Origin of the sequence: Rhodococcus sp. NPDC079359 (genome assembly GCF_040702585.1) — a bacterium.
In the GTDB taxonomy this organism is placed as follows: domain Bacteria; phylum Actinomycetota; class Actinomycetes; order Mycobacteriales; family Mycobacteriaceae; genus Rhodococcoides.
In genome coordinates this window covers 648,031-664,505 of sequence record NZ_JBFBLH010000001.1, presented here as the reverse complement: position 1 = coordinate 664,505, position 16,475 = coordinate 648,031, and the positions used below count along the sequence as shown (strand labels likewise).

The 16,475-nt window shown below is 65.2% G+C and carries 14 protein-coding genes; 2 read left to right on the top strand and 12 right to left on the bottom strand.

What is annotated here, in order from left to right; genetic code table 11:
• Positions 1–27: 27 nt before the first annotated feature.
• The 6 genes from AB0362_RS03140 to pafA form a co-directional block, all read right to left on the bottom strand.
• Positions 28–2,802 carry a DEAD/DEAH box helicase gene (locus AB0362_RS03140; protein ID WP_317547291.1) on the bottom strand — a complete coding sequence of 925 codons (2,775 nt, stop codon included), beginning with the start codon at positions 2,800–2,802 and terminating at the stop codon, positions 28–30.
• A 27-nt stretch (positions 2,803–2,829) separates the two neighbouring features.
• A complete protein-coding gene (tatC, locus tag AB0362_RS03135; protein WP_068050772.1) occupies positions 2,830–3,801 on the bottom strand; it encodes a twin-arginine translocase subunit TatC in 972 nt (323 codons plus the stop codon).
• A 111-nt stretch (positions 3,802–3,912) separates the two neighbouring features.
• Positions 3,913–4,179 (bottom strand): Sec-independent protein translocase subunit TatA, encoded by a 267-nt coding sequence (gene tatA / locus AB0362_RS03130; RefSeq protein WP_149405778.1) that lies wholly within the window; start codon positions 4,177–4,179, stop codon positions 3,913–3,915.
• Between the two features lie 86 nt (positions 4,180–4,265).
• Positions 4,266–5,261, bottom strand: coding sequence for a YafY family protein (locus AB0362_RS03125; RefSeq protein ID WP_269594109.1), 996 nt, complete (start codon positions 5,259–5,261; stop codon positions 4,266–4,268).
• Entirely contained in the window at positions 5,258–6,250 is a 993-nt protein-coding gene (locus AB0362_RS03120) for a YafY family protein (protein WP_317810358.1), read from the bottom strand. Before AB0362_RS03120 ends, AB0362_RS03125 begins: the two co-directional genes overlap by 4 nt.
• A gap of 69 nt (positions 6,251–6,319) precedes the next feature.
• Entirely contained in the window at positions 6,320–7,678 is a 1,359-nt protein-coding gene (pafA, locus tag AB0362_RS03115) for a Pup--protein ligase (RefSeq protein ID WP_170944814.1), read from the bottom strand.
• 98 nt (positions 7,679–7,776) lie between these two features.
• Here pafA and AB0362_RS03110 point away from each other — a divergent pair, with 98 nt between their 5' ends.
• Complete coding sequence (locus tag AB0362_RS03110) at positions 7,777–9,246, top strand: phosphatase PAP2 family protein (RefSeq protein WP_317810359.1); 1,470 nt, start codon at positions 7,777–7,779, stop codon at positions 9,244–9,246.
• 33 nt (positions 9,247–9,279) lie between these two features.
• On the opposite strand, the gene prcA is transcribed toward AB0362_RS03110, so the two are convergent.
• The 5 genes from prcA to arc all read right to left on the bottom strand — a co-directional run bounded on the left by prcA (position 9,280) and on the right by arc (position 14,722).
• On the bottom strand, positions 9,280–10,053 hold the full coding sequence (gene prcA / locus AB0362_RS03105) for a proteasome subunit alpha (protein WP_068050778.1): 774 nt from the start codon (positions 10,051–10,053) through the stop codon (positions 9,280–9,282).
• A complete protein-coding gene (prcB, locus tag AB0362_RS03100) occupies positions 10,050–10,991 on the bottom strand; it encodes a proteasome subunit beta (protein ID WP_068050779.1) in 942 nt (313 codons plus the stop codon). The genes prcA and prcB overlap by 4 nt, the downstream gene beginning before the upstream one ends.
• On the bottom strand, positions 10,988–11,182 hold the full coding sequence (locus AB0362_RS03095) for a ubiquitin-like protein Pup (protein ID WP_008716348.1): 195 nt from the start codon (positions 11,180–11,182) through the stop codon (positions 10,988–10,990). Before AB0362_RS03095 ends, prcB begins: the two co-directional genes overlap by 4 nt.
• A 194-nt stretch (positions 11,183–11,376) precedes the next feature.
• Positions 11,377–12,876 carry a depupylase/deamidase Dop gene (gene dop, locus AB0362_RS03090; RefSeq protein ID WP_068050780.1) on the bottom strand — a complete coding sequence of 500 codons (1,500 nt, stop codon included), beginning with the start codon at positions 12,874–12,876 and terminating at the stop codon, positions 11,377–11,379.
• A gap of 82 nt (positions 12,877–12,958) precedes the next feature.
• Positions 12,959–14,722, bottom strand: a complete 1,764-nt coding sequence (gene arc / locus AB0362_RS03085) for a proteasome ATPase (protein ID WP_366234789.1) — start codon at positions 14,720–14,722, stop codon at positions 12,959–12,961.
• 185 nt (positions 14,723–14,907) lie between these two features.
• On the opposite strand from arc, the gene AB0362_RS03080 reads away from it, so the two are divergent.
• Positions 14,908–15,393 carry a hypothetical protein gene (locus AB0362_RS03080; RefSeq protein WP_317810413.1) on the top strand — a complete coding sequence of 162 codons (486 nt, stop codon included), beginning with the start codon at positions 14,908–14,910 and terminating at the stop codon, positions 15,391–15,393.
• Positions 15,394–15,427: 34 nt separating this feature from the next.
• Here the strand turns inward: AB0362_RS03080 and AB0362_RS03075 are convergent, their stop codons facing one another.
• Complete coding sequence (locus tag AB0362_RS03075; RefSeq protein ID WP_149406013.1) at positions 15,428–16,294, bottom strand: tRNA (adenine-N1)-methyltransferase; 867 nt, start codon at positions 16,292–16,294, stop codon at positions 15,428–15,430.
• Positions 16,295–16,475: the final 181 nt, after the last annotated feature.

The window sequence follows — 16,475 nt, the reverse complement described above, 5'->3', positions numbered from 1 at the left end:
CCGACCCGGCAGTCCGATTCGGCGCTGTCATGCGGCATCTACGGCGACCACGCCGCGGCGCAAGGCCGCGATCGCGCGCGCCGCAGTTCGCGACAGTTCCGGCTCCGGTGCCGCGAGCCGAACCTGGTCCAACAGGTCGATCACCTGCCGACACCAGCGCACGAAGTCTCCACCCGAGAGTGCTTTGCCGTTGTCACCCGCGGTGACGAGCGCATCGACCAACGAATGGTTCGACGCCCACTTGTAGATCGCCTTCACGAAGCCCATGTCGGGTTCTCTCGTCGGCGGCAGCTTGTGTCGCACCTCGTCGGACCGCAGCTCGTGCCACACCCGGACGGTCTCGGTCAGCGCGTGCCGAATCGGACCCGTCGGTCCGTGCGGGGTGATGTCACCCTCCGATCTGGACTCGTAGACCACCGCCGAGACCACAGCCGCCAACTCTGCCGGAGAAAGCCCCTGCCACAGGCCGCCGCGCAAGCATTCGGCGACCAGCAGATCGGACTCGGAATAGATTCGGCTCAGCCTGGCACCGTCCTCGGTGACCTTCGGATCCTTGCCTGCCGTCACGTAACCGCGGTCGGCGAGCAAAGCCAGGATGCGGTCGAACGTTCGGGCGAGGGAGTTCGTCGTGGCCGACACCTTCTGGCGCATCGTCTCGGTCTCTCGCGCCAACCGGTTGTAGCGTTCACCGGTGCGGCCGAGCTCGTCGCGGTCGGGACGAGCGTGCACCGGATGCGAGCGGATTGCTCGCCGAAGGGTGGCGAGCTCCTTGTCGTCCGCTGCCGTCGACTTGCGTCGGATACGGTCCGACGGCTGCGAAATTCCGCGGGTGACCAGGGCGGCCGCGAGATCGCGCCGGGTCTTCGCGGTGCGGTGGTCGACGAATCGCGGCAGTCGCATTGTTCCCAGAGACGTTGCGGGCGATGGGAAGTCCGCTGCCGAGAGCCGGCCGGCCCACTTGTCCTCGGTCAGCACCAGCGGACGCGGATCGGCCCGGTCGTCATCGGGCTCGAGAACCACGGCAAGGCCGCTGCGGCGACCGGTCGGCACCGAGATCACGTCGCCGCGGCGCAGGGCACGCAGCGAATCGACGGCCTTGTCCCGCCGATCGGACCTGCTCTGGCGTTCGAGGGTCTTCTCCCGATCCTTCAATCGCTCGCGCAGCCGCGCATACTCGAAGTACTCGCCCTCGGGGCCACCGAGGCGTGCACCGAGTGCCTCCAACGTCTGCATGTTCTTCTCGATACCGCGAACCATCCCGACGACGGAGCGGTCCGCCTGGAACTGTGCGAAGGACCGTTCGAGCAGCAGACGCGAATCGGCCGCACCGAACTGTTCGATGAGGTTGATCGACATGTTGTATGCCGGCGCGAACGAACTGCGCAGCGGGAACGTACGCGTCGACGCCAGCCCCGCGACCTCGGTCGGCTCCGTGCCGGGCTGCCACAGCACGACGGCATGCCCTTCGACGTCGATGCCGCGGCGTCCGGCCCGGCCGGTCAGCTGGGTGTACTCCCCCGGCGTCAATTCGGCGTGTGTCTCACCGTTGAACTTGACCAACTTCTCCAGCACGACGGTTCGGGCCGGCATGTTGATCCCGAGAGCCAAGGTCTCCGTGGCGAACACCGCTCGGACCAGACCCTTGACGAACAACTCCTCGACGGTGTGCCGAAAGACCGGCAACATCCCGGCGTGGTGGGCGGCGAATCCCCGTTCCAGTGCGTCGCGCCACTCCCAGAAGCCCAGAACTTCGAGGTCCTCGCGCGGCAGCTCCGAGGTGTGTTTCTCGACGATGTACCGGATCTCCTCGGCCTGCTCGGGCGTGGTCAACACCAGCCGCGAACGCATGCACTGGGTCAGCGCGCCGTCGCAGCCGGCACGGCTGAAGATGAATGTGATGGCCGGGAGCAGACCCTCTTCGTCGAGTTTGGCGATCACATCGGGTCTGGCCAGTGGTCTGTTGTTGGCACCGCTGCCCTGACCGCCACCGCGACCTCCGCCACCCGAACGTCCGCCGCGGCCCCTGCTGTGTGGCGCGTGCCAGCGGTCCATCGAGTCGAGGGACTGGCGTTGTTTGACGTGTCGGACGAGTTCTCGGTCGACGACGATCTTCTGACTGCCGTCGGCCGACTGGGCTCGCGTGTCGAACAGATCGAACAGTCGGCGGCCGACCATGATGTGCTGCGAAAGGGGCACCGGACGGTTCTCGTCCACCACGACCGCGGTGTCACCGCGAACCGTGCTCATCCAGGCACCGAACTCCTCGGCGTTGCTCACCGTTGCCGACAGGCTGACCAGTCGAACGTCGTCGGACAGGTGCAGGATGACTTCTTCCCACACCGCCCCACGGAAACGGTCGGCAAGATAATGCACCTCGTCCATGACGACGTGCGAGAGTCCTCGCAATGCATCCGAGGATGCGTACAGCATGTTGCGCAGCACTTCGGTCGTCATGATGACGATGGGCGCGTCGGGGTTGATCGACGAATCTCCGGTCAGCAGCCCAACCGTGTCGCGCCCGTACCGTGCGGTCAGCTCCGCGAACTTCTGGTTGCTGAGCGCCTTGATCGGGGTGGTGTAGAAGCACTTACGTCCCGCGGCGAGCGCCAGGTGCACCGCGAATTCGCCGATGACCGTCTTGCCCGCACCGGTGGGGGCACAGACCAGTACCCCGTGACCGTTCTCCAGGGCTGTGCAGGCATCCACCTGGAACCGGTCGAGGGGAAAGCCGAGCTCGGCGGAGAATCGTTGCAGCTGGGTGGGTCGGGGGCTCGTCCCCGTATCGAGAACCGTCTCGGTCATGCTTTCGACCCTACGGGCCGGTCGATGTCAGATCGTGTCGTCGTACTGCGCCTGTACTCGGGTCGCGGTACCGAGACCGCTGGACGGCGGTGTCGGAGCGACAGCATCCGGTGATTCGATCGAACTTGCGCCGTCGATGCGCGTTGCTTCGTCATCTGACACATCACCCCATTCGTCTCTTCTCTTGCGCAACTTACGCTTGTCGTGAATTCGCGCAATCTGCACTGCCATCTCGAAGAGCACCGTCAACGCCAAGGCCAAGGCCAGCATGGAGAACGGGTCCTGGCCAGGAGTTGCGATGGCCGCGAAGACGAACAATCCGAAGATGAGACCTCGACGCCACGCCTTGAGTCGCTCGTAGGTGAGTACGCCGACGAAATTCAAGGCAACGACCAGCAACGGAATCTCGAAGCTGACGCCGAAGATGATGAGGAGGTTGATCAGGAATCCGAAGTACTGATCACCGCTCAGAGCGGTGATCTGCACGTTGTCGCCGATGGAGAGCAGGAAGTGCAGGCCTTTGGCGACCACGAAGTAGGCCAGGACCGCTCCGGCGACGAACAGCGCAGCCGCTCCGGAGACGAACGAGACTGCGTGTCGCCGTTCGTTGGCGTACAGGCCGGGGGTGATGAAAGCCCAGATCTGATACAGCCAGATGGGGCAGGCCAGTACGACACCGGCGGTGAACGCGACCTTGAACCGCAGCAGGAACTGATCGAACGGTCCGGTCGCGAGCAGACGACACTGATCGTCGTTGCTCAGATTCGCACGCAGACTCGGGTCGAGCGTGCAGTAGGGACCCCGTAGGAGGTCGCCGAGGCTCTCGACGCCGAAGATGGTGTGCGAGTACCAGAAGAACCCGAAGGCAGTCGTCACTGCGACTGCTACCAGCGACCACAGGAGCCGGGTTCGCAGCTCGTACAGATGATCGACCAACGACATGGTGCCGTCGGGATTGATTCGGCGCTTGCTTCGCCGCGGATCGAACGGAATGCGCATGGTGTTCTACGGTCAGCCTTCTTCGGTCGGACGACAGCGAGAAGCCGTCACCGACAGCAGTGAACCTTCGGTGCCGAACTGGCACCGAAGGTGTGCTGAGCGGCCGTGCGCTCAGGCAGACTTCGCGTCGTGCTGGGTTTCGGTGTTCGGCTGCGCGACCGGGGCGGGCGAGGGCAGCTGAGCGGGAGCGACGGGCTGCTGAGCGGGAGCGGTGTCGGCGTCGGACTTGCCGTCGTTCTGCATTTCCTTCACCTCGCTCTTGAAGATGCGCAACGACCGGCCGAGTCCGCGAGCGGCCTCGGGCAGCTTCTTGGAACCGAACAGAATGATGACGACCACCGCAACGATGGCCCAGTGCCAGGGACTGGTGAATCCCATGTGAACCTCCTACAGATCAGATGAATCGAGCGTACCCGACCACGGGTGCCGACTTCGGCAGCGGCGGGTCCGGGTTTGCCCGGTGTTCATGTGGCGACGGGACCGTCCGCGCTGGTGGCGTCGAACTCTGCGTACGCGTCCAGGGCCGAACGTGCTCGGTCGCGGACGGAGTTCACCAAGGATTCAGGTGCCAGTACCGTGACTCCGCCGCCGAAGCCCAACGTCAACCGTGTCATCCACTGCAGCGTGGCGAATCGCATCGTGACCACGATCGACCCGTCCGCATCCGCCGCGACCTGTGTCATCGGGTAGTAGTCCAGGATCCAGGTGAATGCAGGTGAGACCTTCAGCCGCGCCTGCGACAGCGAGGGATCGTCGTTGAAGATCTCGAAGGCGTCCTCGTCCTGCACCGATTCCGGCGGCGCGGCCGGTTCGTCGAGTTCGGTGGCCGAGTCGATGCGGTCGAACCGGAACAGCCGAACACCCTCGGCGCTTCGGCACCACGCCTGGACATAGCTGTTGTCGTCGACGACCACCGTCCTGATCGGGTCCACGGTCCGCTCGGTCAGGACGTCCCGCGACGCGGAGTAATAGGTCAGTTCCAGAGCGTGCCGGTGCCGCAATGCGGATCGGACGGTGGCAGGGACCGGCCCCTCCTCCGTATCCGTGCCGTCGTGATCGGACGAGAGTGGCACGTTGGCCGCCGCCGATCCTGCCGCGGTCTCGATCTTCGCGATGGCGCGCTGAGCAGCGGACGGGTCGACCATCCCTGGCATCGACGTCAGAGATCGAAGCGCAACCAACAGGGCCGTCGCCTCGGTCGACGTCAGGCGCAGCGGTCGATCGATGCCGGCCGAGAACGTCACGTCGATGCTCTCCTCGGAGAACGACAGATCGATGAGATCACCCGGGCCGTAGCCGGGCAGACCGCACATCCAGAGCTGATTGAGATCGGCCATCAGCGTTGCCGTCGACACCCCCAGCTCCCGCGCGGCCTCCTCGGCGCTCAACCCGGGATTGGCCATGAAGAACGGCACCATGTTGAGCAACCTGGCCAGCCGAACCGACAGTCGCGCGCTCATCGCTCGTTCTCCACATCGGCCGCTGTCCGCAGTGTCGAGATCACATCGGCGCGCAGTTCGGCGGGTTCGAGTACCACCGCATCCGCGCCGTGACCTGCGATCAACCGCGAGATCCAGTCCCAGGACCGCACGGGAACCTCCACGACGGTGCCGCTGCGGGCACCGAGACTCTGCACACCCACCACCGTCCCCATCCTGCGTAATTCCAGCGCCTTGCCGTCTTGCAGCCATACCCGGGCCGTGCCCGAGACCGAGGACGTGCCCGCCACTCGGCGGACGATGTCCTGCAGGTCGATGCCGTCGGGCTTGCGCACGCTCTGCGCGGCGCCGAACGGTTTGACGTCGTCGCCGATTCGGGAGAGGCGGAACGTGCGGGTGTCGTTGCGATCCACGTCGTGTCCCACCAGATACCAGCGGCCGCGAAATGTCACGACACCCCACGGCTGGACGGTTCTGGTGGTGAACGGCTCGGTCAGCGAGGGTCGGTGTTGGAAACGTACCGATCTACCGTCGTCGATCGCGGCCAGCAAGGCACCCAGCGCAGGTTCCGAGCCCCTGGTGCGTGCGGGAACCGCGGTCACCGCCGCAGCGGACTCGCTCTGGTCGACCTGGATTCCCGCCGCTCGAAGTTTGAGCAGCGCGCTCTGCGCCGCGGAAGTGAGCTCCGGTGATTCCCACAGTTTGACGGCCACCGCGACGGCGGCCGATTCCGCGCTGGTGAGGTCGATGTCGGGCAGTTCGTACGCGTCGCGGTTGATGCGATAGCCCTCGACGCCCCCGAACCTGGTGGCAGTGCCGGTCTCCAACGGGACTCCGAGATCGCGCAGTTCGTTCTTGTCCCGCTCGAACATCCGGCTGAACGCCTCGTGGCTGGTGGAGTCGTCGTATCCGGCAACGCTCTCGCGGATCCACTCCGCGGTCAGGAACTGACGTGTCGACAACAGACAGATGACCAGGTTCATCAGGCGTTCGACTTTGGTGGTGGCCACGACAGTCGAGCCTAGTTGCTCATCGGAGGACCGAGCGGTAGCGACCCGAGCTACCGGAGGTCCACCTGGCTACATCGACGCGATCAACCGCTCGACCCGCTCGTCGACCGAGCGGAACGGGTCCTTGCAGAGCACGGTTCGCTGAGCTTGATCGTTGAGCTTGAGGTGCACCCAGTCGACCGTGAAGTCGCGACCTGCCTCCTGGGCGGCCGTGATGAATTCTCCGCGCAGCTTGGCTCGGGTGGTCTGAGGCGGTAGATCGACGGCCTCGTCGATCTGTTCGTCCTCGGTGACTCTCTTCGCAAGACCCTTGCGCTGCAACAGGTCGAAGACCCCCCGGCCACGCTTGATGTCGTGGTACGCCAGGTCCAACTGAGCGATCTTGGGATCGGACAGCTCCATCGAGTACCGGTCCTGGTAACGCTGGAACAGCTTGCGCTTGATGACCCAGTCGATCTCGGTGTCGACCTTCGCGAAATCCTGTGTCTCGATGGCGTCGAGCGTGCGTCCCCACAGATCGACGACCTGCTCCACCTGAGTGTTCGGCTCGCGCGTCTTGAGATGCTCGACGGCTCGCGCGTAGTACTCGCGCTGAATGTCGAGGGCGCTGGCCTGTCGTCCCCCGGCGAGTCGAACGGGACGGCGTCCGGTGAGATCGTGGCTGACCTCTCGGATGGCGCGAATCGGATTGTCCAGTGCGAAGTCTCGGAAGGACACGCCCGCCTCGATCATTTCGAGAACGAGGGCTGCCGTTCCGACCTTGAGCATCGTCGAGGTCTCGGCCATGTTCGAGTCGCCCACGATGACGTGCAGCCGGCGGTACTTCTCGGCGTCGGCATGCGGCTCGTCGCGAGTGTTGATGATCGGCCGCGAACGGGTGGTGGCCGAGGAGACGCCCTCCCAGATGTGCTCGGCGCGCTGCGACAGGCAGAACGTCGCCGCCTTCGGCGTCTGCAGTACCTTGCCTGCGCCGCAGATCAACTGACGCGTGACCAGGAACGGCAGCAGAACGTCCGAGATTCGGGAGAACTCCCCCGCCCGCTGAACCAGGAAGTTCTCGTGGCAGCCGTAGGAGTTGCCGGCCGAGTCGGTGTTGTTCTTGAACAGGTAGATATCGCCGCCGATGCCCTCCTCTGCCAGGCGCTGCTCGGCATCGATCAGCAGATCTTCCAGTACCCGTTCGCCGGCGCGGTCGTGGGTGACCAACTGCAGCAGACTGTCGCACTCGGCGGTGGCGTACTCGGGGTGCGAGCCCACGTCGAGGTACAGGCGGGCACCGTTGCGAAGGAACACATTCGAGCTGCGACCCCACGAGACGACTCGACGGAACAGATAGCGAGCCACTTCGTCCGGACTCAGGCGTCGATGTCCGTGGAAAGTACATGTGACACCGAACTCTGTCTCGATGCCCATAATTCGTCGCTGCACACTTCGACACTACAACGCAACCCTGGAAACGATGTGTCGGAGCGCCCCGATGTCGTCCGTCGGTGAGGATGCTGTCGCGCGTGCTTAGGCTGGGCGTCATGACTTCCACGCGCACCTCGATCTCGACGGCCGTTCACGCGTGGGATCTGTCCCTGGTGGCACGAAGTGCTGCTCTGCGGCAGAGCCGAGCGGACGGCGGCCTGCGCGCGCTGAGCAACGCCGCCGATCACGGTCGTCTGTGGCTCGGCGCGGCTGCGCTTCTCGTTGCTGCGGGTGGCCCGGCCCGACGCGGGGGCGTTCGGGGTCTCGTCGCTCTGGCGGGTGCGAGCTCGGTCGCGAACGGCCTGCTCAAACCGTTGTTTCCGCGAATTCGCCCGGATTCCGAGTCGGTTCCCGTTCTGCGTCAGGTGCTGGCTCCACCGGTGTCGTCGTCGTTCCCGTCCGGTCATTCGGCGTCCGCGGCTGCGTTCGTCACGGCGGTGGCGATCGAATCCCCGGTAGCGGGTGTGCTGCTGGCGCCCGTTGCGGCTGCGGTGTGTTACTCGCGGGTCCACGTCGGGGTGCACTGGCCGACAGACGTCATCGCCGGTGCCGCTCTCGGCTCGGCCATCGCGTTGTCGACCCGTCGCTGGTGGGCCGTGCGGTCGGGCAAGCCCGCCGATCTGGGCTCGCCGGTCGACGTCGAGCCGCTGCCGGGCGGCCGGGGGCTGCTGGTGCTCGTCAATCCGGGTTCGGGCGACGACTCGGAAGCCGTGCCCGACTCGATCCGTCGAGCACTTCCCGAGGCAGATCTGTTCGTACCCGATCCCGACCGGGACTTCAACGAGCAACTCGAGCAGCGAATTCGGAGCACCTTCCCGCGTGCGCTCGGTGTCTGCGGCGGCGACGGAACTGTGGTCAGCGTCGCCGCGTCGGCGGTGCGCAACGGATTGCCGCTTGCAGCATTTCCGGGCGGCACCCTCAACCACTTCGCTCGCGACACCGGGCTGACCGTCGTGGAGGACACCGCTGCCGCCGTGGAAGCAGGCACCGCAGAACTGGTCGACATCGCCGAGGTGTCCGTCGACGGCCGTAGCGTGTCGTTCGTCAACACCGCTACCTTCGGTGGCTACCCCGACTCTGTGCGACTGCGTCAGAAGTTGCAGCGCCGAATCGGCAAATGGCCGGCAGCCGCCATTGCGATGACGAGGGTGCTGGCGGCTGCGGAACCACTGAACATCGGGCTCGACGGCACCAGGCATTCGGTCTGGATGTTGTTCGTGGGCAACGGCAACTACGTACCGGCAGATCAAGTTCCCATGTCTCGCAGCAGCATTCACACCGGAACCCTCGATGTCAGGTTTCTACCGTCGGAGCCGAAGGCATCGAGAACCAGACTGCTGTGGGCAACGTTGACCGGCACCCTCGGCTCGTCACCTGCCTACGTCCGTCGAGCGGTGAAGAAACTGACCGTCGAGGTGGAGGGCGCCCCGGTTGCGCTGGCGGCCGACGGCGAAGTGGTGGGCGACGGAACGTGGTTCGAGTTCACCAGTGACAAGAACGGTCTCGCGCTCTATCGGAAGCGATAGAGCGCGAGACCGTGGGAAAATCGGGGCCACCGATCAGGAGGGCGGTGCCGCTTCGGTATCGGTCACTGCCTCGGCCGCCGCAGACGGCGTCGGCAACATGTCTTCCAGCGCAGCTCCGGCTATGCGTCGGAACGCTCGCCTCGGCCGACCCTGGTCCAGCACCGCAACCTCGAGCGCCGACACCTCGAGAACCTTCTTCTCCGGCTCACCGCCCGCCGCAGGCGGCGTCGCCGGACCTGCCGTGAGTGCGTCGACGGCGACACGGACCGCGTCGGCCAGATCGAGTCCGGACCGGTACGTGTCCTTGAGCGCAGCCACGATCGGCTCGGTCGTTCCGCCCATGACGACGAAATCCTGCTCGTCGACGATGGATCCGTCGTAGGTGATGCGGTAGAGCTGGGTCGCGATCGGCTCGTCCTGATGCGAGACCTCCGCGACACAGATCTCGACCTCGTACGGCTTGAGCTGCTCGGTGAAGATCGTGCCGAGTGCTTGGGCGTACGTCTTGGCGAGCGAACGACCGGTCACGTCACGCCGATCGTAGGTGTATCCCTTGATGTCGGCGTGCTGAATTCCGGCCTTGCGCAGGTTCTCGAACTCGTTGTACTTGCCCACGGCCGCGAAGCCGATCCGGTCGTACAGTTCGCTCACCTTGTGCAACGCGGTCGAACGGTTCTCGGCCACGAAGAGCACCCCGTCCGCGTACGTCAGCACGATGACGCTGCGGCCGCGGCCGATTCCCTTGCGCGCCAACTCCGAACGATCGCGCATGATCTGTTCGGCAGATGCGTAGTACGGCATCGTCATGGTGCGCTACCCCCTTCGCTCACTTGCTGACCGGCCCGGGTGTGATGCTCGGCACCGCCGGAATGTGCGGCGCTCTCGGTTCGCTCCGCGAGGACGGACCGAGCTGCAGCCGAAATCCTGTCGTGCGCAACATCGTCCGCACCGACGCTGGTGATGGCGACAGCCGTCGGGTAGATCCCGCGGGTGACGTCAGGACCACCGGTGGCCGAGTCGTCGTCGGCGGCGTCGTACAGCGATTCCACCGCTGCGCGAATCGCCTCCTCCTCGGTCATTCCGGGGCGATAGAGCTTCTTGAGCGCGGACTTGGCGAACAGCGAGCCCGATCCCACCGCGTGGTAGCCCGAACGCTCCTCGTATCGCCCGCCGACCACGTCGTAGGACACAATTCGTCCGGCACGATCCGGATCCGAGATGTCGATGTCGAATCCGACCAACAGCGGGACCGCGGCGAGCCCTTGCATCGCGGCACCGAGATTGCTTCGGACCATCGACGACAGCTTGTTGGCCTTGCCGTTGAACGTGAGCGGCACGCCCTCGATCTTCTCGTAGTGCTCGAGTTCGACGGCGAAGAGCCGCACCAGTTCGATCGCTATGCCGGCAGTTCCGGCGATACCCGCTGCGGAGTAATCGTCGGTGACGTAGACCTTCTGCATGTCGCGATTGGCGATCAGATTGCCCTGCGTGGCTCGCCGGTCACCCGCGATCAGAACGCCGCCCGCGTAGGTCAGCGCGACGATCGTCGTCCCGTGCGGGGCGATACCGGACTTGTCCGACCCGCCGTTCGCGGTGTGGGACGCCAGGTCCGCTGCGATACCGCTCTCGGGCAACAGATGAGGGGCGTGCTGACGAAGATAATCGGAGAACGACGAGCTGCTCGACCCGAACGGAATCGCCGTTCCGTCGCCGGCCGACCGTGGGTCCGAACGATCCACCGTCACTGGCCGCCCTTCTGAACGTAGGCGCGCACGAAGTCCTCGGCGTTTTCCTCGAGCACGTCGTCGATCTCGTCGAGAAGGTCGTCGGTCTCCTCGGCCAGCTTCTCGCGTCGTTCCTGACCACCGGCTCCGGTGTCGCCTGGAACCTCATCGTCGTCGCCGCCGCCAGAGCGCCGTGTCTGCTCCTGTGCCATAGTCGCCGACCTCCTCCGTATATCGAGAAAACAGATCTACTGCACTCTCACCGGTCGATCCGAGGTGCACCGTCGTGGATGTGCAAGTGCAACCGAACGTTCCGCCGAAAGTGCACGGACCTTTACCCTACCGACAGACCGACTCCGTCGGTCGGCAAGACACCGCGAATAGTCGGTACCGGTCTTCGGGCGCGTCAGTTGGTGAGCTGATCGACGAGTTCGGCGGCACTGTCGACCGACTCGAGCAGCGCACCGACGTGCGATTTCGTGCCTCGAAGCGGCTCGAGGGTCGGGATGCGGACAAGGGAGTCGCCGCCGAGATCGAAGATGACCGAGTCCCAGCTCGCGGCGGCGATGTCGGCACCGAACTTGCGCAGGCACTCACCGCGGAAGTACGCCCTCGTATCATCCGGCGGCGTGCCGACGGCATCGAGCACCTGCTGCTCGGTGACCAGTCGATCCATCGACCCACGAGCAACCAGCCGGTTGTACAGGCCTTTGTCCAGGCGAACATCGGAATACTGCAGGTCCACCAGATGCAGCCGAGGAGCCGACCACCCGAGCCCCTCCCGCTGGCGGAACCCTTCGAGCAGGCGCAATTTCGCGGGCCAGTCCAACAGATGGGCGCACTCCATCGGATCCCGTTCGAGAAGGTCGAGGACCATCGCCCACTTGTCGAGCACATCCAGAGCGCGCGCGTCGTCGCTGCCCTCGGCGGCCACGAACTTCGCAGCACGCTGGTGGTAGATCCGCTGCAGCGCAAGCCCGGTCAGCTCGCGGCCGTCGGCGAGCGCGACGGCCTTACGCAGCGTCGGATCGTGGCTGATCTGATGGACTGCGGTCACCGGCCTGGCCAGCTGCAGATCGGACAGATCGACCCCTGCTTCGATGAGATCGAGCACGAGCGCGGTGGTGCCGACCTTGAGGTAGGTCGACATCTCGGCGAGATTGGCGTCGCCGATGATGCAATGCAGGCGGCGGTACTTGTCCGCGTCCGCGTGTGGTTCGTCGCGCGTGTTGATGATGCCGCGCTTGAGGGTGGTCTCGAGGCCCACCTCCACTTCGATGTAATCCGCCCGCTGCGAGAGTTGGAAGCCCGCTTCGTCACCGGACTGGCCGATTCCGACGCGTCCCGATCCGGTGATGACCTGCCTGGAGGCGAAGAACGGAGACAGACCGGCGATGACCGCCGAGAACGGCGTCTCGCGCGACATCAGGTAGTTCTCGTGGGTGCCGTACGACGCGCCCTTACCGTCGACGTTGTTCTTGTAGAGCTGCAGGCGCGGGGCACCGGGCACACTGGAGGCGTGACGAGCGGCGGCCTCCATGACGCGCTCGCCGGCCTTGTCCCAGATCACTGCGTCCAACGGATCGCGGACCTCCGGGGCGGAGTACTCCGGGTGCGCGTGGTCGACGTACAGACGAGCCCCGTTGGTGAGAATCATGTTGGCCGCGCCGATCTCGTCGGCGTCGATCACCGGTGCCGGGCCGCTGAAGCGCCCGAGGTCGAATCCGCGGGCATCACGCAGCGGCGACTCGACCTCGTAGTCCCAGCGTGTGCGCTTGGCCCGGGGTACCCCGGCGGCTGCCGCGTAGGCGAGCACTGCCTGGGTCGATGTCAGGATCGGGTTGGCGGTGGGTTCGGTGGGCGAAGAAATGCCGTACTCGACCTCGATACCGATGATGCGCTGCATATGTCGAGCCTAGACGTCGGCTACAGACCGCATTCGGGGCGCGCCCTGTGCGGACGCGCCCCGAAAGTGGTGTTCGACGAAGCTACAGGTACTGACCGGTGTTGGCCTCGGTGTCGATCGCCCGGCTCGCGCTGGCGTTCTTGCCGGTGACCAGCGTGCGGATGTAGACGATCCGCTCGCCCTTCTTGCCGGAGATTCGAGCCCAGTCGTCCGGGTTCGTGGTGTTCGGTAGGTCCTCGTTCTCGGCGAACTCGTCGACGATGGAGTCGAAGAGGTGTTGAATGCGCAGCCCGCCGTTGCCGGTCTCGAGTACCGACTTGATGGCGTACTTCTTGGCGCGGTCGACGATGTTCTGGATCATGGCACCGGAGTTGAAGTCCTTGAAGTACAGAACTTCCTTGTCTCCGTTGGCATACGTCACCTCGAGGAAGCGGTTGTCGTCGCTTTCGGCGTACATGCGCTCGACGACGCGGTCGATCATCCCTCGGATGCAGGCAGCGCGATCTCCGCCGAACTCTGCGACATCGTCGGCGTTGACCGGCAGCGAGTCGGTCAGGTACTTGGAGAAGATGTCCTGTGCCGATTCGGCGTCCGGCCGCTCGATCTTGATCTTCACGTCCAGGCGACCGGGCCGCAGGATCGCGGGGTCGATCATGTCCTCACGGTTGGAGGCACCGATCACGATGACGTTCTCCAAGCCCTCCACGCCGTCGATCTCGGCGAGCAGCTGCGGGACCACCGTCGTCTCGACGTCGGACGAGACGCCCGAACCACGGGTGCGGAAGATCGAGTCCATCTCGTCGAAGAACACGATGACCGGGGTGCCCTCGGAGGCCTTCTCCCGTGCACGCTGGAAGATCATGCGGATGTGACGCTCGGTCTCGCCGACGAACTTGTTGAGCAGCTCGGGGCCCTTGATGTTGAGGAAGAACGACTTCGCTTCCTTGGCGTCCTGGCCGCGGGCCTCGGCGATCTTCTTGGCCAACGAGTTGGCAACCGCCTTGGCGATCAACGTCTTTCCGCAGCCGGGAGGGCCGTAGAGCAGCACACCCTTGGGCGGACGCAAGGAGTACTCGCGAAACAGATCCTTGTGCAGGAACGGGAGTTCGACGGCGTCGCGAATCTGGTCGATCTGCCGACCGAGACCACCGATGTCCTCGTATCCGACGTCCGGCACCTCTTCGAGGACCAGGTCCTCGACCTCGGCCTTGGGGACACGCTCGAAGGCGTAGCCGGCCTTGGTGTCGACGAGCAGGGAGTCGCCGGGGCGGAGTTTGCGGGACGGTTCGTCCGGGTCGATGGGGCCCTCGTCGTTGACCATGTCGATCAACGGCTTGGCCAGCCACACCACTCGCTCCTCGTCGGCGTGACCGACGACGAGTGCTCTGGATCCGTCGCCCAGAAGCTCACGCAGAGTGCTGATTTCGCCGACCTGGTCGAAGGTGCAGGCCTCGACGATGGTCAGCGCTTCGTTCAGGCGCACCGTCTGTCCCGGTGCCAGTGAGTCCGCCTCGATGTTGGGTGAACACGTCAGCCTCATCTTGCGTCCGGAGGTGAACACGTCCACCGTGCCGTCGTCGAAGACGCTCAGCAGAACGCCGTAGCCGCTCGGCGGTTGGCCGAGGCGGTCCACTTCCTCGCGAAGTGCGATGAGCTGTTGCCTGGCCTCTTTCAGGGTGTCCATCAGCTTCGCGTTGCGCAGCGACAGAGAATCGACGCGTCCTTCGAGTTCGCGTACCTGTTCGGGGGACTCCCCCAGTTGACGGCGCAGTGAAGCAGCTTCGGCTCGCACGGCGTCCAGTTCGGCTCTGGCCGCGGCCACATCCGGATTGTCTGTTGAGCTCATGAGCGACTCCTCCCAGTGACGATCTATCAACGCTACCGGCACCGGCCCGAATGTGCGGACCGACACCACGATCGGGACGGAGAAGCAGTGTGTCTCGACCGCACCCGAGCGTCGGTCGAGTTCATGTTAGCCTCACCTGACCAAGCAGCGGACCGACCATGGAATCAGGGGCTTCACCAGTGAAGATGCGCATTTTCTCGGCAGGTGTCGCGCTCGCGGCAGCGATGATTTCGGTGGCCGGCTGCAGTTCGGCCGACGATTCCGATCACACCGATCACAATTCGACGGCGGCCGCCGAAATCAGCGATCCCGCAACCGATGCACCCACCGTCGCAGCACCTACCGCGGCTGAACTCGAAGCATCTCTGCTGCAACTGGTGGCACCGGATGTCGACGCGGCGAGGAAGGCGGCTTCGGTCGAGAACGGGCAGGCACGCCTGACCAACCTCGAAGCGATGACCGCGGCTCTGGCGAACTACGGCACCATCACGTTCGAGGTTGCCGAACCGACGGTCGAGGGCGAGACGTCCACCGCCGACGTCGCGATCGCCACTCCGCGGGGAACGGCAGCACCGTCCCCGCAGACCTGGGTGCTGATCGACGGCGACTGGAAGCTCTCCGATGCCAGTACGTGCCAGATTCTCGCCATGGGGCAGGCACCCTGCGCATAGAGGCCGGGAATCCTCGGCGACGCCGCTGGGATCGTCAGCCCTTGCCGGACCGACGCTGCGGCTTCGGCGTGACGGTGCCCTCGGCGAGGCGTCGGACACTGACGAGAAATGCCGTGTGTCCCTGCATCCGATGCTCGGGGCGAACGGCCAGTCCGACGACGTGCCACCCGCGCACCATCGACTCCCAGGAACGAGGTTCGGTCCAGCACTCCTGCGCGCGAAGGGCTTCGACGACCTTCGACAACTGCGTCACCGTTGCGACGTAGACCAGCAGCACGCCGCCGGGAACGAGAGCCTTCGATACGGCAGGCAGTGCGTCCCAGGGCGCGAGCATGTCGAGGACGACGCGATCTACCTGCTCACCGGGACGATCGACACCGAACTGGTCCACGTCCGCCACCGTCAGGTGCCAGTTGGCCGGCCGCTCGCCGAAGAACGTCTCGACGTTCTTGATCGCGTAGTCGGCGTGGTCCTGGCGAATCTCGTAGGAGATGACCGTCCCTGCGGTACCGACGGCACGCAGCAGCGAGCACGTCAGAGCGCCCGATCCGGCACCGGCCTCCAGCACGCGCGCACCGGGGAACATGTCGCCCTCGTGCACGATCTGGGCTGCGTCCTTGGGGTAGATGACCTGCGCGCCGCGCGGCATCGACAGCACGTAGTCGGTCAGCAGCGGCCGAAGCGCGAGGTAGGGGGTGCCGTTGACGGAGGTGACGACGCTGCCCTCGTCGGCACCGAGCAGTTTGTCGTGCGTGATTCCGCCCCGGTGGGTGTGGAACTCCTTGCCCGCCTCGAGCACCACCGTGTAGTGGCGGCCCTTCCCGTCGGTGAGCTGGACTCGATCTCCGACGCGGAACGGTCCGCTGCGGGCGGGTCCGGTCGGTACCGACTCGACCGGCACGTCGTCATCGGTCGCGAGAGCTTCGTCGAGTTCGATTTCGTCGACAGTTGCGGTGACCACTTCGTCCGCACCGATGACCGGGGCATCGACGATCGCGTCGACCTCGGGCCCGTCGGTCGACGCGGACGCGGAATCACCGAAGGACACAGCATCACCGGACGGCACAGCGGAACCTGCTTTC

Coding starts and splice junctions, on each gene's coding strand:
- AB0362_RS03140 (WP_317547291.1), bottom strand. CDS start 2,802: ATGACCGAGACGGTTCTCGATACGGGGACGAGCCCCCGACCCACCCAG.
- tatC (WP_068050772.1), bottom strand. CDS start 3,801: ATGCGCATTCCGTTCGATCCGCGGCGAAGCAAGCGCCGAATCAATCCC.
- tatA (WP_149405778.1), bottom strand. CDS start 4,179: ATGGGATTCACCAGTCCCTGGCACTGGGCCATCGTTGCGGTGGTCGTC.
- AB0362_RS03125 (WP_269594109.1), bottom strand. CDS start 5,261: ATGAGCGCGCGACTGTCGGTTCGGCTGGCCAGGTTGCTCAACATGGTG.
- AB0362_RS03110 (WP_317810359.1), top strand. CDS start 7,777: ATGACTTCCACGCGCACCTCGATCTCGACGGCCGTTCACGCGTGGGAT.
- prcA (WP_068050778.1), bottom strand. CDS start 10,053: ATGACGATGCCGTACTACGCATCTGCCGAACAGATCATGCGCGATCGT.
- AB0362_RS03095 (WP_008716348.1), bottom strand. CDS start 11,182: ATGGCACAGGAGCAGACACGGCGCTCTGGCGGCGGCGACGACGATGAG.
- dop (WP_068050780.1), bottom strand. CDS start 12,876: ATGCAGCGCATCATCGGTATCGAGGTCGAGTACGGCATTTCTTCGCCC.
- arc (WP_366234789.1), bottom strand. CDS start 14,722: ATGAGCTCAACAGACAATCCGGATGTGGCCGCGGCCAGAGCCGAACTG.
- AB0362_RS03080 (WP_317810413.1), top strand. CDS start 14,908: ATGCGCATTTTCTCGGCAGGTGTCGCGCTCGCGGCAGCGATGATTTCG.